Annotated in this window: 24 protein-coding genes; 21 read left to right on the top strand and 3 right to left on the bottom strand. The window is 38.0% G+C overall.

Annotated elements, in window-relative coordinates:
• Positions 1 to 4 precede the first annotated feature (4 nt).
• The 8 genes from ACOI1D_RS03475 to ACOI1D_RS03440 all read left to right on the top strand — a co-directional run bounded on the left by ACOI1D_RS03475 (position 5) and on the right by ACOI1D_RS03440 (position 6,182).
• Entirely contained in the window at positions 5 to 913 is a 909-nt protein-coding gene (locus ACOI1D_RS03475; protein WP_422499246.1) for a PTS sugar transporter subunit IIA, read from the top strand.
• Between the two features lie 64 nt (positions 914 to 977).
• Complete coding sequence (locus ACOI1D_RS03470) at positions 978 to 1,421, top strand: PTS sugar transporter subunit IIA (protein ID WP_422499244.1); 444 nt, start codon at positions 978 to 980, stop codon at positions 1,419 to 1,421.
• Between the two features lie 40 nt (positions 1,422 to 1,461).
• Positions 1,462 to 1,746, top strand: coding sequence for a PTS sugar transporter subunit IIB (locus ACOI1D_RS03465; RefSeq protein ID WP_422499243.1), 285 nt, complete (start codon positions 1,462 to 1,464; stop codon positions 1,744 to 1,746).
• 74 nt (positions 1,747 to 1,820) lie between these two features.
• Positions 1,821 to 3,083: a PTS galactitol transporter subunit IIC gene (locus tag ACOI1D_RS03460; protein ID WP_422499242.1), complete on the top strand. Its 1,263-nt coding sequence runs from the start codon at positions 1,821 to 1,823 to the stop codon at positions 3,081 to 3,083.
• 51 nt (positions 3,084 to 3,134) lie between these two features.
• Positions 3,135 to 4,166: a zinc-binding dehydrogenase gene (locus ACOI1D_RS03455; RefSeq protein WP_422499240.1), complete on the top strand. Its 1,032-nt coding sequence runs from the start codon at positions 3,135 to 3,137 to the stop codon at positions 4,164 to 4,166.
• A gap of 25 nt (positions 4,167 to 4,191) precedes the next feature.
• Positions 4,192 to 4,863: a deoxyribose-phosphate aldolase gene (gene deoC, locus ACOI1D_RS03450; protein ID WP_422499239.1), complete on the top strand. Its 672-nt coding sequence runs from the start codon at positions 4,192 to 4,194 to the stop codon at positions 4,861 to 4,863.
• Positions 4,864 to 4,954: 91 nt separating this feature from the next.
• Positions 4,955 to 5,104 (top strand): hypothetical protein, encoded by a 150-nt coding sequence (locus ACOI1D_RS03445; RefSeq protein ID WP_422499238.1) that lies wholly within the window; start codon positions 4,955 to 4,957, stop codon positions 5,102 to 5,104.
• Positions 5,105 to 5,138: 34 nt separating this feature from the next.
• Positions 5,139 to 6,182 carry a galactitol-1-phosphate 5-dehydrogenase gene (locus tag ACOI1D_RS03440; protein ID WP_422499237.1) on the top strand — a complete coding sequence of 348 codons (1,044 nt, stop codon included), beginning with the start codon at positions 5,139 to 5,141 and terminating at the stop codon, positions 6,180 to 6,182.
• Positions 6,183 to 6,280: 98 nt separating this feature from the next.
• On the opposite strand, the gene ACOI1D_RS03435 is transcribed toward ACOI1D_RS03440, so the two are convergent.
• Positions 6,281 to 6,637 carry a nucleotide excision repair endonuclease gene (locus ACOI1D_RS03435; protein WP_422499236.1) on the bottom strand — a complete coding sequence of 119 codons (357 nt, stop codon included), beginning with the start codon at positions 6,635 to 6,637 and terminating at the stop codon, positions 6,281 to 6,283.
• 219 nt (positions 6,638 to 6,856) lie between these two features.
• Between ACOI1D_RS03435 and motA the strand changes: the two genes are divergently transcribed.
• The 13 genes from motA to ACOI1D_RS03370 all read left to right on the top strand — a co-directional run bounded on the left by motA (position 6,857) and on the right by ACOI1D_RS03370 (position 18,044).
• On the top strand, positions 6,857 to 7,657 hold the full coding sequence (motA, locus tag ACOI1D_RS03430) for a flagellar motor stator protein MotA (protein ID WP_422499235.1): 801 nt from the start codon (positions 6,857 to 6,859) through the stop codon (positions 7,655 to 7,657).
• Positions 7,635 to 8,390: a flagellar motor protein MotB gene (gene motB / locus ACOI1D_RS03425; RefSeq protein WP_422499234.1), complete on the top strand. Its 756-nt coding sequence runs from the start codon at positions 7,635 to 7,637 to the stop codon at positions 8,388 to 8,390. Before motA ends, motB begins: the two co-directional genes overlap by 23 nt.
• Before the next feature lie 219 nt (positions 8,391 to 8,609).
• On the top strand, positions 8,610 to 9,560 hold the full coding sequence (locus ACOI1D_RS03420) for a dipeptidase (RefSeq protein ID WP_422499232.1): 951 nt from the start codon (positions 8,610 to 8,612) through the stop codon (positions 9,558 to 9,560).
• A 265-nt stretch (positions 9,561 to 9,825) separates the two neighbouring features.
• Complete coding sequence (locus ACOI1D_RS03415; protein WP_422499231.1) at positions 9,826 to 10,923, top strand: hypothetical protein; 1,098 nt, start codon at positions 9,826 to 9,828, stop codon at positions 10,921 to 10,923.
• The gene (locus tag ACOI1D_RS03410; RefSeq protein ID WP_422499230.1) at positions 10,910 to 13,078 is read left to right on the top strand and encodes a molybdopterin oxidoreductase family protein; all 2,169 of its coding nucleotides are present in this window, start codon (positions 10,910 to 10,912) and stop codon (positions 13,076 to 13,078) included. The genes ACOI1D_RS03415 and ACOI1D_RS03410 overlap by 14 nt, the downstream gene beginning before the upstream one ends.
• Complete coding sequence (locus ACOI1D_RS03405; protein ID WP_422499229.1) at positions 13,079 to 13,642, top strand: 4Fe-4S dicluster domain-containing protein; 564 nt, start codon at positions 13,079 to 13,081, stop codon at positions 13,640 to 13,642.
• 13 nt (positions 13,643 to 13,655) lie between these two features.
• Positions 13,656 to 14,180, top strand: coding sequence for a Rieske (2Fe-2S) protein (locus tag ACOI1D_RS03400; protein ID WP_422499227.1), 525 nt, complete (start codon positions 13,656 to 13,658; stop codon positions 14,178 to 14,180).
• Positions 14,170 to 14,376 carry a hypothetical protein gene (locus ACOI1D_RS03395; protein WP_422499225.1) on the top strand — a complete coding sequence of 69 codons (207 nt, stop codon included), beginning with the start codon at positions 14,170 to 14,172 and terminating at the stop codon, positions 14,374 to 14,376. Before ACOI1D_RS03400 ends, ACOI1D_RS03395 begins: the two co-directional genes overlap by 11 nt.
• Complete coding sequence (locus tag ACOI1D_RS03390; protein WP_422499224.1) at positions 14,366 to 14,677, top strand: hypothetical protein; 312 nt, start codon at positions 14,366 to 14,368, stop codon at positions 14,675 to 14,677. Before ACOI1D_RS03395 ends, ACOI1D_RS03390 begins: the two co-directional genes overlap by 11 nt.
• Positions 14,664 to 14,936, top strand: a complete 273-nt coding sequence (locus tag ACOI1D_RS03385; protein ID WP_422499223.1) for a hypothetical protein — start codon at positions 14,664 to 14,666, stop codon at positions 14,934 to 14,936. Before ACOI1D_RS03390 ends, ACOI1D_RS03385 begins: the two co-directional genes overlap by 14 nt.
• Positions 14,937 to 14,955: 19 nt before the next feature.
• A complete protein-coding gene (locus tag ACOI1D_RS03380) occupies positions 14,956 to 15,627 on the top strand; it encodes a sensor histidine kinase (RefSeq protein ID WP_422499221.1) in 672 nt (223 codons plus the stop codon).
• Positions 15,624 to 16,280: a response regulator gene (locus ACOI1D_RS03375; protein WP_422499220.1), complete on the top strand. Its 657-nt coding sequence runs from the start codon at positions 15,624 to 15,626 to the stop codon at positions 16,278 to 16,280. Before ACOI1D_RS03380 ends, ACOI1D_RS03375 begins: the two co-directional genes overlap by 4 nt.
• A gap of 30 nt (positions 16,281 to 16,310) precedes the next feature.
• Positions 16,311 to 18,044, top strand: coding sequence for a PAS domain-containing sensor histidine kinase (locus ACOI1D_RS03370; RefSeq protein WP_422499219.1), 1,734 nt, complete (start codon positions 16,311 to 16,313; stop codon positions 18,042 to 18,044).
• 271 nt (positions 18,045 to 18,315) lie between these two features.
• Here ACOI1D_RS03370 and ACOI1D_RS03365 read toward each other — a convergent pair whose 3' ends face one another.
• Both ACOI1D_RS03365 and ACOI1D_RS03360 read right to left on the bottom strand, forming a co-directional pair.
• Positions 18,316 to 19,998: a peptide ABC transporter substrate-binding protein gene (locus ACOI1D_RS03365; RefSeq protein ID WP_422499217.1), complete on the bottom strand. Its 1,683-nt coding sequence runs from the start codon at positions 19,996 to 19,998 to the stop codon at positions 18,316 to 18,318.
• A gap of 37 nt (positions 19,999 to 20,035) precedes the next feature.
• Positions 20,036 to 21,097 carry a M42 family metallopeptidase gene (locus tag ACOI1D_RS03360; protein ID WP_422499216.1) on the bottom strand — a complete coding sequence of 354 codons (1,062 nt, stop codon included), beginning with the start codon at positions 21,095 to 21,097 and terminating at the stop codon, positions 20,036 to 20,038.
• Positions 21,098 to 21,236: the final 139 nt, after the last annotated feature.

Here is a 21,236-nt window from a genome sequence, read left to right as displayed (position 1 = left end):
GACGATGTTGATTGGTGGTTGGTTAAGCAGGCAAGGAGATAGCCTTGATGAAAAAGTGAAAGCCATTGTTGTCTGTCCAAAAGGTGTATCTGTTTCAAGGTTAATGCTAAGCGAGCTAAGAGAATTATTCCCTGAATTTATTTTTCTGGATTCACTATCTGTACGAGAGTTTCAACAGTACGAGTTTGATTACGATATTGTATTCTCTCCTATCTTCCTGGAAACTGATAAAAAACTTTTTATCGCTAATTCATTTTTAGAACGAGAAGAGAAGTATCAACTTAAAAAACAAGTCATGCTTGAGCTACATGGATATATACCCTTTGATATAAACGTTGAAGATTTAATTGGGATTGTAAAAAAATATGCAGTTATAGAAAATGAGTCATCTCTTTCTAAGGAACTGCAACAATACATTTCACAGGACGATGCACGTTTTGAAAAACATAAACAACATGAAGTACCGGCGGTCAATTTAAGTGAGTTGATTACACCAAACAAAATAACGCTTAAAAAATCTGTATTTTCATGGGAAGAAGCAATCAGAATGAGTGCGTACCCATTAGTGAAAAGTGGTCATATTGAAACAGATTATGTTAACGCTATGATTCATCATTGTCAAAAAGATCCTTACATTGTAATAGCTCCAAATACAGCAATTCCACATGCTGCGCCGGAGGATGGGGTTAATGATGTATCGATGAGCTTACTTAAATTGGATGAAGGCATTAAGTTTGCTGAGGAATACGAAATCAATATTATTATTGTAATTGCTGCAGTTGATAAAAATAAGCATCTGAGAGCCTTAATGCAACTGATGCAATTGGTAGGCTCTGAAGAAGGTCGCCGTACCATTATTGGTGCAACAACAAGTGAAGAAATTTATTCTGTTATAAAAAATTATTCAGTATAAAGTAATACAGAACTGATAATGTTACAAAAGTTGGGGAGAAGTTTTAAAAAAGAGGTGCAGAGAGATGAGTGAATTATTTTTTGATGAATCTATTATTCTATTAGAGATTGAAGGGGATACCAAGGATGATGTACTGTCTGAGATGTCCAGTAATTTATATGATAAGGGCCTTGTAAAGGAAAGCTTTGGTGCAGCAGTTATTGCCCGTGAGAATGAATTTGCTACAGGACTACCCACAAGAGGTGTTTCAGTAGCAATACCTCACACCGATGTGGAGCATGTAAACAAAAAAACGATAAGCGTCGCAATACTTGAGAAACCAGTTGATTTTGGAATTATGGGTGACGCAGAAGCTGTGACACCTGTCAAAATTGTTTTTATGCTTGCAATGGATGAAGCCCATTCACAACTATCATTATTACAAAAATTAATGCAGGTTTTCCAAAATGAAGAAACCTTGAACTACTTAGCGAGTGAGAAAAGTAAGACAAATATAAAAATATTTTGATAGAAAGATTAAGTTTAACTATTTAAAGGAGGTGAATGACATGAAGAAAAAACAAGTATTAATCGCATGTGGAGCAGGAATTGCTACGTCAACGGTTGTTAACAATGCAATTGAAGAAATGATTAAAGACAACAATATTGCAGCAAATCTTATACAAATTAAAATTACCGAAGTTGGCTCATATGTTGAAACAGCTGATTTATTAATAAGCACTACTATCGTTCAAAAAGAGTACCCATTCCCAGTAATAAATGCACGCTCATTCTTAACTGGTATAGGACTTGCAGATACAAAACAACAGATTTTGGAAGAATTAAAAAAGTAAAACCAAACTAATTCTCGGTTTTGTAGGGCATCCCAACAAAATCGAGAATACTCAAAGAAAGGGTGACGGATACCATGCAAGGAGTAATTGAATTTCTTCAGGCGTTTTTAGATTTAGGTGCAACAGTAATTTTACCAATTGCAATATTTTTACTAGGTTTATTTTTTGGTCAGAAACCAGGAAAGGCATTCCGTTCTGGTCTAACTATCGGGGTTGCTTTTGTAGGTATTTTCCTAGTTATCGATCTACTCGTTAACAATCTCGGTCCTGCAGCACAGGGGATGGTTGAACGATTCGGAATTAGTTTAACTGTCATTGATGTTGGTTGGCCAGCTGCCGCTGCAATTTCCTGGGCATCTCCAATAGCGGCGTTTGTAATTCCGCTAGGATTATTAGTAAACGTAATCATGCTTCTAACCAAGACTACGAAAACAATGAATGTAGATATTTGGAACTTTTGGCATTTTACATTTATGGGTGCGATGGTTTATGCATTAACTGGAAGTTTAATTCAAGGGTTAATAGCAGCCATTATGTTCGAAATTATTTGTTTAAAAATTGCTGACTGGACTCAACCAATGGTAGAAAAATATTATGATTTACCTGGTATTTCAGTTGCAACTGGTAGTACAGTTTCGTATGCAATATTAGGGATTCCACTAGTAAAACTTTTACAAAGAATACCTGGTGTAAACAAGTTGAATGCAGATCCGGATACGATTCAAAAAAGGTTCGGAATATTCGGTGATCCAATATTTATGGGCTTAATATTAGGAGCTGGTTTAGGCTTACTAGCGGGGTACAATGTTGGTGATGTTATCGAAATTGGTATGGCTATGGCAGCAGTTATGGTGTTAATGCCTCGTATGGTTAAGATTCTAATGGAGGGTTTAATGCCGGTTTCAGAGTCTGCTAGAGAATTTTTACAAAAACGTTTTGGAGATCGGGATATCTTTATCGGGTTAGATGCTGCAGTATTAATCGGTCACCCAGCAGTAATCTCAACAGCATTAATCTTAGTTCCAATTACAGTTTTATTAGCAGTAATATTACCTGGAAATGCTTTACTTCCTTTTGGTGACTTAGCTACTATTCCATTTATTGTTGCATATATAGTTGGCGCTGCTAGAGGTAATATTATTCACTCTATAATCGTAGGTTCCATTGTAATAGCATTGTCATTATATATGGCTACAGATATCGCGGCATTCCATACACAAATGGCTATTGATGCTGACTTTAATATGCCAGAGGGTGCTAGTCAGATATCTAGTATTGACCAGGGTGGAAACTTAATTAACTATGTATTATTTAAAATCTTTGCATTGTTTAATTGATTGCTAAAGCAGAAGGAATTGTTGTAAGAGATAAGGCAAGGAGGAATTCGCTTGAAAGCTTTAGTGAAAAAAGAACTTGGCTTTGGGAATCTTGAAATACAAGAAAAACCGGAGCCGAAAGTTGGTATGGACCAAGTCAAAATAGAGGTAAAGTATGCAGGTATTTGTGGCTCAGATATTCATACGTATGAGGGTCATTACAAAGTGAAGGTACCCGTTACATTGGGTCATGAATTCTCTGGTGAGATTGTTGCTTTAGGCGCAAACGTAAAAGATTTTAAAATTGGAGACCGAGTTACATCTGAAACAACCTTTTATGTTTGTGGAGAATGCGAATACTGCCAGACTGGTGATTTCAATTTGTGTAACTATAGAAAAGGATTGGGGACGCAGCAGGACGGTGGCTTTACAAAGTATCTGATTGCTCGAAAGGAAAGTGTTCATAAACTACCTGAAAATGTTGACTATCAATCAGCTTCGATGACAGAACCTTTGGCATGTGCGCATCACGTAGTATCAAAGACTACTATTAATAAAGGTGATGTTGTAGTTATTCTTGGTCCAGGGCCAATTGGATTGCTTACTGCACAGGTTGCTAAGAGTTATGGTGCAACAGTTGTTATAACGGGTCTAACTAATGATAAAGTTCGCTTGGATAAAGCAAAGGAAATTGGGGTTGATTATACCGTTGATATTCTCAAAGAGGATGTAAATAAACTGGTAGATCAGTTAACAGGTGGTTATGGAGCAGACCTTGTGTTTGAATGTTCTGGAGCCATTCCCGCTGTAAAAATGGGATTGGATCTATTAAGGAAAAAAGGTCAATATGGACAAATTGGAATTTTTCCATCATCAGAAATACCGTTTGATTTTGAAAAAGTTATTCAAAAGGAAATTCAAGTCGTTGGAAGTCGTAGTCAAAAACCAAGCGACTGGGAGCCCTCACTGGCGTTGATGAATGATGGCTTAGTTGATGCGAAGGCATTGATAACACATGAATTTAATATTACTGAATGGAACGAAGCTTATGCTGCTATCAAAAGTGGTGAGGCGATAAAGATATTATTAACTCCTGTTGAATAACTAGAATAGGATGGGGCTGTAGCAAATGGAAAAGCAAGATTTAATTGAGATGATTGATTACACATTGTTGAATCCGACTGCATCTAAAGAGGATATTAAAACTTTTTGCAACGAAACAATTGAACATGGTTTTAAAGCAGTCTTTGTAAACCCATATTATGTCGCATATGCAAACCATATTTTAGGGGATCATGATGTAAAGGTTGGCGTTCCAATTGGTTTTTCCCTTGGAGGGGCTACAACACATGTAAAGGTAGAGGAAACAAAGGAAGCAATAAAAAATGGGGCTCGTGAAATAGATATGCTGATTAATTTAGGGGCAATGAAATCGAAAGAATATGACGTTGTCCAAAGTGATATTGCTGAAGTAGTTAAGGCTTCGGAAGGTTTGACTACGAAAGTTATTATTGAAACAGCATTGCTTACAAGAGAAGAAAAGATAAAAGCGTGCCACTTAATTATGGAGGCCGGTGCTGATTTTGTGAAAACAGCGACAGGATTTAATGGCGGTGGCGCAACGGTTGAAGATGTACAATTATTGCGTTCGATTGTCGGAAAAGATTATGGTGTCAAGGCAGCTGGTGGGGTACGTACATTTGAAGATGCCGTGAGAATCGTTGAAGCAGGTGCTAACCGAATTGGAACAAGTGGAGCTTTGGCAATCATGTCTGGTCAAATTTCAAATGAAGTATATTAATCTAAGGAATTTGCGAAACGGTTAAGCGGTTATCTAACTTAATCGTTTCAGCATAAAAGAAAGTAAGGTGATTAACATGGTAGAGGCATTTTTGGATTTTGCGTTAGGACCATTTTGGGGATCACTAGGTGATTTCTATTTTCAAAACCAGGTTGTCATTAATAGTTTGGTAGTCGGAATGGGTTTAATTGGTATGGTAAATAGAAGAAAGAACAAACAAAAAGAAGCAACTGAAAAGTAACTTCTAAACGGAGTGCTCGAAGGGATTGAAATAAATGAAATCATTAAAACTATATGGTCAACAAGATATACGGTTTGAAGAGGCCGAGAATCCAGTTATTGAAAGAACAGATGATGTTATTGTTAAGGTTAAAGCTGTAGGGATTTGTGGCTCAGATATTTCAAGATATAATAAATTGGGACCATATGTTAAGGGCATGATTTTTGGTCATGAGTTCTCTGGAGAAGTGGTAAAGGTAGGTACCGGAGTTTCTGCTGTGAATGTTGGAGATCGAGTAGCAGGATGTCCAACATTATACTGTGGAGAGTGTGAAAGTTGTAAAAAGGGTGTACTGGCGCAGTGTGATCATCTCACAGTAATTGGAGCTAGACATCCTGGTGCATACGCAGATTTAGTCAAATTACCATCAGAGAACATAGTGAAAATACCCGACAATGTAGATTTTAATACCGCTGCGATGATTGAACCTTCAGCAGTAGTAGTACATGGATTTTATCACACGACTATTCAACCTGGTGCAACGGTTGCAGTAATGGGATGTGGGAATATTGGATTACTGGCGGTTCAGTGGGCAAAAATATTCGGCGCAAAAAAGGTTTTCGCAATTGATATTGATGACAGTAAGTTGGAAATTGCTCAAGAAGTTGGGGCAGACGTCCTTATTAACCCGAAGAACGGTTTGTCACATGAACTAGTTTTGAACCAGACAAATGGACAAGGAGCAGACTTAGTCATTGAATCAGCAGGTTCACCAATTACATCTGCCCAGGTCTTTGCTTTGGCTAAAAAAGGTGGACAGGTTTTGTTTATGGGTATCCCTTATGCTGATATTACGATTGAACGATTCTATTTTGAAAAAATTGTTAGAAATGAGTTAACAGTATTAGGATCCTGGAATGCAATCTCCGCACCGTTCCCAGGGGAAGAGTGGGCTACGACTGTACACTATATGAGTACGGGTCAATTAAATGTTAAGCCTATCATTTCCCATCAACTTAACCTACAAGAAGGACCAGAAATATTTAACAAAATAATTAATAGGCAAGGGACATTTGGTAAAGTATTGTTTCACCCATAAAAAAATCGGGTGGTGTCTGCACCACTCAATTTTTTATTCGTACAGCTAAATGGATAAAGTCATACCGAGAAAACATACTGTGCTCATTCAGAACTTACTTATCGGAATAACGCTTTGTCCACATTGTACTTCGCCTTTAGCTGATTAACAATGTACGTTTCATAAATCTCTCTATCAACAGGATCCTCAATAAGACACACATCAATCTTTGATACTTCATCTCTATGTGCTTTGATAACTGACACATTATCCTCAAAATGTTTTTTTACCCTTTGTCTTAACTTCCTAGCTTTACCTACAAACAATAGTTCATCATTAATATTGTAAAACATAAAAATGCCACCTTTGTCTCTAGGAATTAAGTGCATGTCAGTAAAACCATATAAATTATTCGATTCAGGAGCATCCTGTTTCGTAATGGTAATATCGGCTGTTGGTATAGTTATGTTTATCATGTAAATCACTTCCTCTTTCTATAGTGGTGTAAATACTATCACAGATTTATCTGTAATTCCATCTCCTATCCTTATAATATGCGGGAAGTTTCCTTAGTCTACCGAATTTCACTTGTTAGAGTGCTGAACATTTTTATTTTTTTTGATTAATGAGTTCATATTCTCTATGGAATTACCGATATAAAGTAAAGACAGATATATATTAACGGGGGTAAGGTTATGGATAAGGCATCAGTCATAGGAGTCATTTTAGCAATTATCGCAATCGGTGTAGGTATGAGTTTAAAAGGAGTCAGTCCGGTTGCTTTACTAAATCCTGCAGCATTACTAATAATTTTTTTAGGTACGATAGCATCAATTTGTATTGCATTTCCGCTGAGCACACTTAAAAAGGTGCCAACGCTTTTCAAAATAATTTTTAAGGAAGACAAAAGTGAAACCATACAGGAAGTAATTACAACTTTCACAGCTTGGTCAGAAATCAGCCGTAGAGAAGGTGTTTTGTCATTAGAAAGTCAGCTCAATGAGACAGATGATACCTTTTTGTACTCTGGAATGCAACTAGTTGTTGATGGTCAATCTCCTGATTTTATAAGAGACGTAATGTTGGAAAAGGTTGAGGCTATGCAAGAAAGGCATCAAAAAGGTATTTCTATTTTTACCCAGGCCGGAACGTATGCACCAACCTTAGGTGTACTAGGTGCGGTTATTGGCTTAATAGCCGCTCTTGGAAATATGGCGGATACTGAAGCATTAGGTCACGCAATATCTGCAGCTTTTATTGCGACATTATTGGGTATTTTTTCAGGCTACGTGTTATGGCACCCCTTTGCAAATAAGTTGCGGGAAAAGTCTAAAAATGAAGCGCAGGTAAAACAAGTAATGATAGAAGGCATACTGTCGATAGCAAATGGTGAGTCTCCACAAATAATAAAAGATAAATTAGGTTCTTATCTTTCGCCTAAAGAGCTATTAAAAGTGAGTCAGGAGGAAACCAATGCGCAAAAAGAAACAGCCTAAAGAAACACATATAGATGAATCTTGGCTACTTCCATATGCTGATTTGTTAACTCTTCTACTGGCATTATTTATTGTTTTGTTTGCTATGAGTAGTATAGATGCGGAAAAATTCGAAGAGCTTGCGCGAGTATTTAATGGTGAGCTTAGCGGGGGCGAGGGTGTACTTGAGCACAGTGATGTCCCAATAAAGAAACCGAACGAGGTTCCAATTGATGAAGAAAAAGAAAAAAAGGAAGAACCTAAAAAGGAAATTAGCAATAAACTAGAAGAAAAGAATAAATTAAAAAATCTCCAAGCAAGAATTAATTTATATATATCCGAAAACAATTTGTCTAATGTATTAAAGACAGAATTGGGTAGTGATGGACTGTCTATTGTTATTGTTAATGATGTGTTCTTTGATCCAGGTAGTGCTAAAGTTAAAGAGCCGGGTGTTAAAATTGCAAAAGAGGTTTCTACATTTTTAATCACAGATCCTCCTAGAAATATTGTAGTTAATGGACATACAGATAACCGTCCCATGCATAATGCTGAATTTGATTCCAACTGGGAATTGAGCGCTATGCGAGCTGTACACTTTATGCGTTTGCTGCTTAAGAATGAAAAACTTGATCCCCCAAGATTCAGTGCAAAAGGATTCGGTGAACACCAACCTCTTGTGGAAAACACAACAGAAGCAAACAAAGCAAAAAACAGAAGAGTTGAAGTACTAATCTTACCGAATTACAATTAAAAAATGTATAAATATGGTATATGTTCCAGGCACCACCTAAAGGGAAAAATGCAAGGCGCCAATTGAGACCCCATCTGAATTATGCTGACATATAGATGATTTGGTTGGGCTTTTGTCTTGTGATATTTTCTATTATTTTATCTTAAATATTGATTTTTTTGTGTAGTCGCTCTAGCATGGATAGGAGTACAAGTAAACTACTGGTAAAGGGGCTATTAAATGAAAATAATTGATACACATTGTGATGCTTTGTTAAAGTTACAACTTGCGAAAAGAGGAGTACTAACAAACGATGACTCACTGAATTTTACAGATTCAAAAGATTTGAATACTAGCTTAAATAAACTAAAGACTGGTCAAACTATGGCGCAGTTTTTTGCAATATTTGTTCACCCAGATGTACCAGCAGTTGAAAAGTGGCAGCATGCATTGGAACAAATCGATCTTTTTTACACAGAAGTATTGGGTAAAAATAGTGAATTGAAGCATATAACGGCATGGAAAGATTTAGAGAACCTGAAGGATGGGGAAATTGGTGCAGTTCTGACATTGGAGGGTGCTGATGCTATCGGGAACGATTTAGCAAAGCTACGGCATCTGTACAGACTTGGTGTTTTGTCAGTAGGTCTTACGTGGAATGTTGCAAACCTATGCGCTGACGGGGCACAAGAACCACGTGGAGGCGGTTTAACTCTCCTTGGAAAAGAATTGGTTAAGCTTAATAACGAGAACCTGGTATACACTGATGTATCCCATCTAACTGTTAACGGATTTTGGGATGTCATGGAGTTGGCTAAGTTTCCAATTGCCAGCCACTCAAATGCTCGTGCACTATGTGACCACAAGCGTAACTTGAATGATGAACAAATTAAAGCAATGATTAAGAAAAACGGTAACATTCACGTTGTTTTTAACCCACCGTTTATTAATTATGAAAAAAGGGAAGCCACCATACCAGATATGATAAAGCATATTGATCATATGTGCTCGCTTGGTGGAGTGAAAAATATAGGATTTGGTTCTGATTTTGATGGCATTACATGCTTTGTTACTGGGTTAGAGGATGCTTCACAGTATCAAAATTTAATTAATGAATTACTAAAACACTATTCCGAGGATGAAGTAAAAGGCTTCGCTTATCGTAACTTTTTAGAAAACATGCCTGGGTAAAAATGTATGAATCCATGATTAGAAACACCGCATTGACGACTTAAAAAAGTTGCTATGCGGTGTTTTTTTTGATGCTGTGGGATTTATTGTGGTCAGAAAATCAACCGTTATCCGAAAGAATCAACCTACCTTTTCCAGTTATTTAGTAGAGTAGGGGGATTTCACCTGAAAGATTAGGAGTTTCCCTAATTACCGAACAGTAATAAACATCTTATAATAGAAAAAGTAAAGAAATTGCTAATACGAACATCGAAGGAGAATTCTGATGGAAAGTACTGTAGTCAAAAAGTCTATTCAAAAACCTAAAAAGAAAATCAACTCTATTAATAATGCATTTGCTTCTCATTTTGCCAAATCAATGTTTATTGCTGTAAGTGGGCTACTGCTACTTACTACTATAGGAACTAGAATGTTTACACATGTTGACATGAATCTCTACGGTTATATGGTTGGAACTATTGTGTTTCTGGTAGGTTTCTTTTACCGCTTTATTGCCTGGGGAGAACGGCCACCGACCAAGCTTATAATCAAGAAAGGCATTAAGCTTTTATTCCGTAAATCAACCCCGAAAACATCAGTTGAACATCTGGCTACATACAAATTCATCTGGAATAGGGGAATTTACCGATGGTCACAGCATCTGCTGATAGGGTGGGGTGTCATTATCTCATGTTTTGTTACATTTCCGCTGGTGTTCAGCTGGATGTACTTCACAATGGCAGAGAGTGGTATGTACACGATTGTATTGTTTGGAATGGATGTAATGACAGTCCCGGCAGATGGTTTTATCGCGTTCATGTCCTATAACGCATTAAACTTTAGTGCAATCATGGTAATTTCTGGCGTTTGTATGGTCCTTTACCGCAGGCTGAAAAATATGCAGGCAAGAGCCGAATATCAAATAATGTACGACTTTTTACCACTTTATCTTTTATTATTCATTAGTATAACTGGCCTTCTTTTAACGTTTATTAATGTGTTTCTGCACGGAGCAGGACACTATGTAATGTCACTTATTCATCAGTTCTCTGTCATTATTACATTGATCTACTTACCATTTGGGAAGCTTGCCCACATTCCTTTCAGGCCACTTAGTGTGTTTGCCAAAAATTACCGTGAGCATTACGGAGAACAATCTATGAAACAATGCAAGGTTTGTAATACGGAGTTTGTTTCAACTGAACAGTCAAGTGATGTAATCGATGTTTTAGGGCAAAACAATTTAGAGTTTAATATGAAGGATGGCTTTAATCTAGCTGAATTATGTCTTCCTTGCAGAAGAAAATACCGAATTTCAAGGTTCTCAGGATTCGCTACACATGAAGTACCAATCAAGGAGGCAAATCAAAATGCAAAAGGATAAATTTTTCCGTGATATAGAAAATGTAAGGCATCCAAATGAAACATTAGTAAAGACACATTGCAGCTACTGTGGTATGCAGTGCGGAATGAATTTGCGCGTGAATACCTCTACAAATAAGATAATTGGTGTAGAACCAAGATACGATTGGCCAGTAACACTTGGGAAGATGTGTCCGAAAGGTGTTACAGCTTACCAGCAAACGAACCATGATGATCGAATTCTTAAACCGCTGATTCGTGATGATGCTTCTTTAAAAGGAACAAAGGAAGGTTTTCGTGAAGCAAGCTGGGAGGAAGCTTATGATTTGATTGCTGAAAAATTCGGTGAGCTTCAAGCCGATTATGGAAAAGACAGTCTATCCGTATTCAGTGGTGTATCCATGACAAATGAAAAGTGTTATTTAACAGGTAAGTTTGCAAGAGTTGGTTTAGGTACTAGATATATAGATTATAATGGTCGTTTCTGTATGGCGAGTGCTGCTGGAGGTTTCTTAAGAAGTTTCGGTGTTGATCGTGGTTCAACTTTACCATGGACAGACCTGCATGAAACAGATTGCCTGTTTATCGCAGGAAGCAACACGGCGGAATGCCACCCTACTTCAATGTTTAGAGTCTGGGCTGTACAGGAACGCGGTGGTTATTTAATTGTCGCAGATCCAAGAGAGACACCGGTTGCAAGAAGAGCAGATGTCCACCTGGATTTACGTCCTGGTACAGATTTAGCTTTAGCAAATGGGATATTAAACTTATTAATAAAGAATGGCTATACAGATGAATCATTTATAAACGACCACACAAACGGATTTGAAGAAACGAAAGAGTTGGTTAAAGATTTCACACCTGAAGTCACTAGTATGATTACTGGAGTGTCTGTTGAAAAAATTGAAAGAGCCGCTGAGATTTACGGCAAAGCTCCAAATGCAATTGTGATGTTTGCGAGAGGAATTGAGCAACAGAGTAAAGGTGTCGATAATGTTTCAGGATATACAAATATGGCGCTAGTTACCGGTAAAATCGGCAGACCGAAAGCCGGTGTTGCAACGTTCACAGGTCAGGGGAATGGTCAGGGCGGACGTGAACACGGTCAGAAGTCTGATTTGTTACCAGGTTATAGAAAGTTAACGAACCCGGAACACGTAAAAGAGGTTAGTAAAGTATGGGGCATAGAGCCAGAAGAAATGCCGCAACCGGGAGTATCTGCATACGAAATGTTTGAACTGATGAATGAGAAAACAATTCGTGGATTATATCTGCTTTGTTCAAATCCTGCTGTTTCCGCTCCCAACCTGAATGTTGTCAGAAAGGCATTGAAAAGTCTTGATTTCATGGTCTGTGCAGACTTTTTCCTGTCAGAGTCTGCGGAATTTGCGGATGTTATTCTGCCTACTGTCACTTGGTCAGAAGATGAGGGTACTGTAACTAATCTAGAAGGACGGATTATTAAAATCAATAAAGCACAGGAACCATTAGGCGAGTCTAAGCCAGATTGGCAAATCCAGGTGGAACTTGCTGAACGTCTTGGAAGAGGTAAATACTTCTCTCACTTAAAAACTGCGAAAGATGTTGCAGATGAATTCCGTCTAGCTTCAAAAGGCGGCGCTGCAGATTATTATGGTGCTACATGGGATAAAATCGATAAACAGGATGGCGTATTCTGGCCGTGTAAAGATGAAAACGATAAGGGAACTCCTCATATGTTTCTTGATAAGAAGTTTTATCATCCAGATGGTAAAGCCAAGATTTGTGCACTACCTTATCGCCCACCAGCAGAAGAGCCGGACGATAAGTATCCGTTACGCTTAACAACAGGCCGGGTGGTCTATCATTACTTATCTGGAAATCAGACACGCCGAATTCAATTTCTTAATGATATGTGTCCAGATCCTTATGTTGAGGTACACCCAATCACTGCTGAAAAATATGGTATTAAGCATGATGAAGTGATTTTACTATTTACCCGTAGAGGAAAAAGTGATTATAAAGTAAAAATCACCGAAGCCATTCGAGAGGATACTATTTTTGTTCCTTATCATTTTGGTCACGAACAATCAATTAATCTACTAACAATTGCAGCGCTTGATCCTATATCAAAAATGCCAGAATTTAAAGTTTGCGCTGCTCAAATAGAAAAAATCAGTGCTGGGAAGGTGCTCTAAATGGAAAAACGCAGATTGTATATGGAATTGGATAATTGCATCGGATGTCGTTCATGTCTTGCAGCTTGTACGCAATGTGGAGGACATGAACAGAAAAACAGGAACTATGTCTATGACGTGAATCCATTGGTAAACAGCCAGACAATGCCGTTAATGTGTCTACATTGTGTAGACCCGGCATGTGCCAGAAGCTGTCCTGCACAAGCGATTCAAATCCATGAAACTGGAGCTGTATTGTCTGCTCTTACTGAAAAGTGTATTGGCTGTCAAAACTGTACAATTGCATGTCCATACGGGATTCCTAAGTTTGATGAGGAAGAGAATCTAATGTACAAATGTGATTTATGTATTGACCGTACAAAAGATGGTATTCCACCAATGTGTGCAAGTGTTTGCCCTTCTAATACGCTTCAATGGTTGACTGACGAAGAAATCGCACAAAAACAAAAAAGCCATGATCTTGGAAACGATAAATGGGTAACTAGCACGCCATTTCTTGAAGGAGAAACAAACGTTAGAGTTAATCTCCCTGGAATATTACAAGGCACAACGAAATTGTTTTAGGAGGATATAAACAATGACTGATTGGAACAACAACGTTTCTGAAAAGGATAATAATTATACCCACAATATAAATAGAAATAATGAACGGCAACTGGATAGACGGGGATTTATGAAAACAATGGTTGGAGCTGCAGGTATCTTTGCAGTCTCCTCTCTTCCTTGGGGTGCTGTTGCTGCGAAAGAGTTAATGGGACTTTCGGATAAAGAATATCCACACTACCGGATAACGGATGTGAAAGACCTTGCTGTTGGTGACTCAACTGAATTTCATTTTCCAAGTGAGAATGATAGTGCAGTCTTGATTCGGTTAAAAGAAGATAAGTATGTTGCATATCAAAACGCTTGTACACATTTAAGGTGCCCGGTTTATTGGGTTAAGGAAGAGAAGGAAATGATTTGTCCGTGTCACCATGGTAAATTTGACGTTAACACTGGGGCTCCAACTGCTGGCCCACCAAGAAGACCATTACCAGAAATTGTCGTGAAAGTTGAAAAGGGTTCTGTTTACGCGGTTAGGGTGAAACGTTATGAAGCGTAGTTATTTAGGGGTTATTGGATTAGCTGTAATTCTATTACTCAATATTATTTTCACACAATTACTAGTTCATCAGTTTTTCTTCCAGAATTATTGGATAGTTTTATTATATGTGGGGCTAAATATATTGTTGTTCCCAACTGCCTTCTTCATTTATAAAAAAGAGATCCACAAAGGAGGAAGCACCAATGCCAAGTGAAACATATCTGGATTTTTGTTTTATCCAAAAAACTACAGGAACACTGGCTAGTGATGTAAAGTCAATGTTTGAAAGTGTTTTCAATCGTGAACGACTTCACTGGTACCTCGATAACAAAGAAGAAGACGGGATGGAAATTGTGGTTGCCGAAGTGAAAGGAATGAGCAGATGGTCATGTGAAGAGGACGTGATCGATCATCTAGAAGAGAATGCAACTGAACAATTCTGGGAAACGCTGCAAGGTTATCAACTGCAAGTTCTTCCACTTAAGAAAGGAAGCGGTAAATGTGGAAACGGTTAATGCTAATTCTTTAGAAAAATACATTAACGCACCTGTTGAAGTGTGTATTCAAGGTCGTGCTAGTGAAGACCAGGCTCCTTGGGTAAAACGTAAGGTCAGTAAAGTGACCCTTTGTCCGGATGAAACACATCTGCGAATTTATTTCGATAAACACTTCTTTTTTGCCGTTCCATTAACTAGTAATGTTGATCAAAAAGAAGATAAATGGACTGCTTATGACGAGTCAGCAAAGCTGTATTATTCTATTAAAATGGTATAATAGGGAGGAGAAGATATAGATGGAGCAAAGTAATAACCATGCGGGTGCATGTTTGATTGAGTCATACGAATTAGAGGCAAAACAAATAGCACTTGAGCTCCATGAAAATATCAGCCAGAATCTTTACAGCATCCACATGGGGTTAGAGTATCTACAGACGGGTATAGAAAATGAGCATTTTAAACATTACGCAAAAGAGATGACGTTATTAATGAGCAATACCATTAAAGATGTTAGACTTTTGTCTGGAAGGCTTTATCCAATCACCCTGCCAACTTTGGGTTTAAACTCTGCATTAAAAAGTTATGTAAAGTCATTTTCGATAACCTTTGGAATTAAAGTTCATGTAAAATCAATGGGGGAAGAGTGCGAAGTTCCTGAACTGGTTAGTTTGGCGATATACAGGTCGTGTGTTGAGGCATTGCTAAATACAGCTAAACATGCAGATGTCGGTGAAACAGCGCTTCATTTTACATGGGAAGAAAAGTCGTTGACAATAGATATTATTGATACTGGTAAAGGATTTAATGTTTCCAGGTCCATGGAAAATAATCCTTTTAAAGGAATTGCTGCAATGAAGCAAAGAGTAAAAGTTGCTGGTGGTTCTTGTCTAATATCGTCTATCGAAGGGGAGGGAACTAAAGTTTCACTCGTACTGCCAATCAGGGTTAGGGGGATGTTAGAAGGATGATTAAAATTATATTAGTAGACGACCACGCGGTAGTAAGGATGGGGTTAAAAGTTCTATTAAATGCCGTTCCTGACATGGAGGTAGTTGGTGAAGCATCTGAAGGCGATGAAGGAATCAGAGCCGCTTTGGAGTTAAAACCAGATGTTGTTCTAATGGACTTGAGTATGCCACATGGTAAAGACGGTTTGACTGCTACATCAGAACTAAAAAAGCAATTACCCGATACGGCTATTTTAATTTTAACGATGCACGATGATGAAGAGTATTTATTTCGTGCAATACAGGCAGGTGCTTCAGGCTGTGTACTGAAGAGTGCACCCCATCACGAATTAACTGAAGCGATTAAATCAGTATGTAGCGGTGATGCATACCTACACCCTTCAGCAACAAAAAGGCTTATGGATGAGTATTTGGGAAATTTGAAGCAGGAAGGTTATGATAGTTACCAGCTTTTATCTGCCCGGGAAAAGGAAGTTTTAACGTTGATTGCAAAGGGTTATTCAAATAAGGAAATTGGTGAATTACTGGTTATAAGTGTGAAAACAGTTGAAGCACATAAGAGTAACCTAATGGAAAAACTTCAGATGAAAACAAGACCTGAACTAGTAGCATACGCTTTGAAAAAGGGATTACTTGGATATGGGATGCAGTAGACAACAGTAGAAAGCCGATACTAGGAGGGAATGCCAGCAGTTATGAGAAATAGCGACAGAATTATTCGTTCCAAGCAAAAAGCTACTGAAGATGCAACAATTGTTGTAGATTCTTCAGAAATTATACATTCCATTAATGAACAGGCCCTGTGGTTATTTAATCTGGAAAATGATTGTTCCGGCAAAGAGCTGCAGCAATTGATACCTGACCTATCTGTATCTACGGTAGAAGAAGGAACCGTCATCCGCCATTTTGGACGAAACAATGGAGGGCAACACTTTCCCTTATTTCTGCGTAAAAACACATTTATACTAAACGGGGAAAAATATACGATCCTCGTTCTCCACAAAAGTAACAATCAATCTATGTCTGGAATCGAACCACAGAAGGTATTGGACGAACTGTTAGATATGAAATTTGCCCTTGATGAATCTACCATTGTAGCAATTACAGATCAAACAGGAAAAATAAAGTATGTGAATGAAAAATTCTGTAAAATTTCTCAGTATACGGAAGAAGAATTAATTGGTCAAGACCACCGGGTAATTAATTCAGGACATCACCAAAAGGAATTTATACGAAACCTATGGCGCACAATTGCAAATGGTGATATATGGAAAGGCGAACTCAAAAATAAGGCAAAGGATGGGTCGTATTATTGGGTAGACACGACGATTGTTCCATTTTTAAATGAGGAAGGTAAACCCCATCAATACCTTGCGATACGGAATGAGGTTACTGAGCATAAACGAGTTGTAGACAAACTGAAAAAATCTATGCAGGAGCTCGTTGACTTAAAATTTGCCTTGGATGAGTCTTCTATAGTTGCTATTACAGATAAACAAGGGAAAATTACTTACGTAAACAATAAGTTTGTTGAAATATCAAACTACACACGCGAGGAATTAATAGGTAATACACATGCAGTTGTTAATTCGGGCTACCATCCAGTCAGTTTTTTTAAAGAATTATGGAGAACAATCGGAAACGGTAAAGTATGGCAGGGTGAAATTAAAAATAAGGCGAAGGATGGCTCTTATTACTGGGTGGATACCACGATTGTTCCATTCCTGGATGACACAAATAAGCCATATCAATATTTAGCCATGCGCTCTGAAATTACGAAGCGTAAGCGAATTGAAGAGGAATTGCAGTATTCCATGTCCCGGATCATTAATGTTCAAGAGGATGAAAGAAAAAGGCTATCGAGAGAAATACATGATGGAATAGGACAAAATTTGTATAGTCACTTAATTACTATTAATCGCATAAGTGCAGAAGTGAATCACCCTTTAGTTGACCAAATGCTAAGCGAAGCATCTGAAATAATTCAGGAGGTGCGGGATTTTTCCTGGGCGCTACGGCCTTCAGTTCTTGACGACCTTGGACTGATGCCTGCAATCCGTTCATTCCTCAGCCGGTTCTCTGAGAGCTATTTTATCGATGTTTATTTTGATAGCACCCTGACAAAAAGACTGGGAAGTAATGTCGAGATTACGATTTACCGAATAATTCAAGAGGCATTAACTAACGTTCGTAAGTATGCAGAAGTCAAACGAGCCTCAGTTACTATCAGAGAGGCGGAAGATACTATAAGGGTAGTAATCGAGGATAAAGGAGCAGGTTTTGATAAGGAACAATTATTATCTAATGGTGTGGGCCTAATCAGTATGGAGGAACGTGCGCGGTCAGTAAATGGGAATATTAATGTAAAATCAGCACCACAAAAAGGAACAACGATAATATTGGAAATTCCAAGGTAATTAGCGGTAGACAGCATGAAGCATTGGGTGAGATTTCTTTTATTAGAAAATATGACTTATCGCCAGGCTTTAATGGCGAAAGCTTAGTTTCACCTTTGTTATCTTTCATACTACTAATTCCTTTCGTAATGTTGTTCTTTTGGTTTAGTTATGCTTGCTTATGAGAACAAAATAAAAACCCCCTTTGGCCCTTCAATTTTGTTAAAACTAAGGGTATCGGGGGTTTTTGAATTTTAGTTGGACTCTTTTTCAGGCTGTTCTCTATTGTTCATTATTCTGTTGGTACTGCATGTGCCCACTTATACTCGTAAACTGCACCGGTAGGATTTGTAACGACCCCTTCGATTTTAGGAGAAATTAATTGCGCACGTGCACTTTGATACAGTGGTGCCACAGCGGCATCTTCTGCTAAGATTTTTTCAGCTGCTAAAAATGCTTCAAAACGTTTGACTGGGTCAAGTGCAAGCTCATTCACAGTACTTTTAATTAATTCATCATATTCAGGGTTTGAATAGCCCATATTGTTGTTAGCGCCATCTGTCAACCACACATTTAAAAATGTATATGGGTCTGGATATGCTGGTGCCCAGCCTCCTAGTAATACTTCATATTCTCCACTAGTCCCAAGTTCAATTCGCTGCTCAAATGGAACTTGTTTCAATGTTACCTCTAATCCTGGAAGATTTGTCTCCAGTTGGTTAGCAATGTATTCTGTTAATGTTTTAGTCGTTGCACTGTCACTACTTAGTATTTCAATATAGACATTTTCTTTGCCTATTTCCTTTAGTCCTTTTTTCCATAGAGTTTGAGCTTTTTCAGCATCGTAGGTTACAAGTTCACCATTAATTTCACGAAATCCCTTGCCTGATTTGGGATGTTCTACAAACTCTTTCGGGATAAACCCGCTTGATACAGTAGAGCCGTTATTTAGTACTTCATCAACTAGAGCTTGTTTATTAATTGCTTTACTCATAGCTTTGCGAATGTTCTTATTGGCAAGTGCTTCTGAGCTGTTCTGGTTAAATTTCAGATAAAATAAACCAGGCTCAGGAGTAACGATAAAGTCTTCATGTGAGGCATATTTGTCTACTAAGTCAGAAGATATTGCTGCACGATCCACTTTCCCTTTTTCGTACAAATCAACAGCGGTTTGTGGATCTTTTACAACGTCATACGTTATCTTTTCAAGTTTAACAGCGTCTGCATCCCAGTACTCAGGGTTATCCTCCAAATTCCATGATGTTGCAGTGCTTTTCCAGTCTTTTAATATAAAAGGTCCATTGAATAATAGTTTGTCTGTGCTTGTCCCGTATTGTTCACCCTGCGCTTCCACGTATTCCTGGTTAAGTGGTAAGAAGGTACCAAAAGCAGTTAGAGACTGGAAATATGGTATCGGCTTTTGAAGGGTTACTTCCAATGTATAGTCATCCAATGCCTTTACTCCTAATTTATCAACGGGCAATTTACCTTGATTGATAGCCTTTGCGTTTTTAATAACATCACCCATCATGTATGGGCCATATTCTGAACCAGTTTCCGGATCAATAACACGTTGCCACGCATAGACAAAATCATGTGCTGTAACAGGATCACCATTTGACCAAACGGCATCTTCTCGTAAATCAAATGTCCATGTCATACCATCCTTACTGATTGTATGATCCTTAGCAATACCTGGTGTGAGTTTTGAATCTTCTCCAAGACGGTATAGCCCCTCCATGCTCGCATTAAGGAAATCTAATGCATATACATCGGAGGCAAGTGCTGAATCCATTGTTGGGATTGTGTCTCCGTTAATCAGGTTAAATACCTGTTCAACATCTTCCTTTTTCGATGCACTTTTTTCTGTTTGGTTTGTTGCTTTGTCGCTTTCGTCATTTGTAGAGCATGCTGCCATTAATAGGCTTAATAAAAGACCTAATGTTACCAATAGACTCAGTTTTATTTTGTTCAAGATTAATCTTCCTCTCACAGTTGTTGTTTTTGTTAGATTAAAAAGTAAATTTTGTTTCATTACTGTTATTTTTAACGAATGAAGTTAATAGTTTATTTACGGCCTCTACATCATTTAAATCAATTACCTCAACAGGTGAATGGGCATTTCTTGAAGGAATTGATAAAACACCTGTGGGAACGCCCTTATTAGCCAAATTAACAGCTCCAGCATCTGTTCCAATTCCTGTGAAAATTTCTAACTGATGAGTAATTCCTTCTGATTTTGCTAGTTCTACTAGTCTGTCTTTGACAGCCGGATGCGATATTAAGCTCCCATCCATGACTTTTATCCCTGCTCCACCACCAAGTGTGAGTGTGCTGTCCATTACATCTTCTGGTGTATCACTTGTAACCGTTGCATCAATGGCTATTGCGACGTCGAAATCCAAATTGGCTAGGGCAACTTTTGCTCCTCGTAATCCAACTTCCTCCTGGACAGCAAATAATGCGATAACCTCACCAGCGAAATCTCGATTTTGAAGATTTTCAAGTAATTGTATTAATACAGCACAACCTGCTCGATCATCAAACCCTTTACCAACAATTTTTCCATTTTGTTCATCGCCTAGATATTCCACAGATGAATTCCATGTAACTGGATCACCAACTTCAATTCCCATTTTCTGAACATCTTCCTCTGAGCTTGCTCCGACATCTACATACAGCTGGCGATAATCACGTACTCTTTTTGGATCGTCAAACTTTTGATAATGTGCTGACATGGTACCGATGATTCCAAGCTTTGTTCCTCTCTTGCTACGGACTGAAACTTTTTGAGCAAGCAATATCCGGTCATCGTGCCCACCAAGTTTTTCAAATCGGAGTAAACCGTTCTTCTCAATTTTCTTAACAATAAAGCCAACTTCATCCATATGAGCTGTTACTAGAATTTTCGGACCTGGTTTATTTCCTTTAAGTGTGCCTATAACATTCCCGATCCCGTCAACCTTTACTTCATCACTTAGCGGAGTTATTTTTGTCTTGATATAAGAAGTGATAGGTTGTTCGAACCCACTGGGACCTTGGAGCTCTGTTAGTGTTTTAATAATAGAAAACATGTATTTCCCCTCCTTAAAAAATGAATATTATGACAATTAATTGTAAAAAAGAATATCTTTTTTATTTCTTAGCAGAAAAGAAAATATAAAAACTTTCATTCTGCATAAGTGCAACTAAGGCTTTCGCCATAAAGCTAGG

The sequence above is a fragment of the Virgibacillus sp. DJP39 genome (assembly GCF_049310925.1).
Taxonomy (GTDB): domain Bacteria; phylum Bacillota; class Bacilli; order Bacillales; family Amphibacillaceae; genus Virgibacillus_F.
The sequence above is the reverse complement of the archived record's forward strand: the minus strand, read 5'-3'. Positions and strand labels throughout refer to the sequence as shown.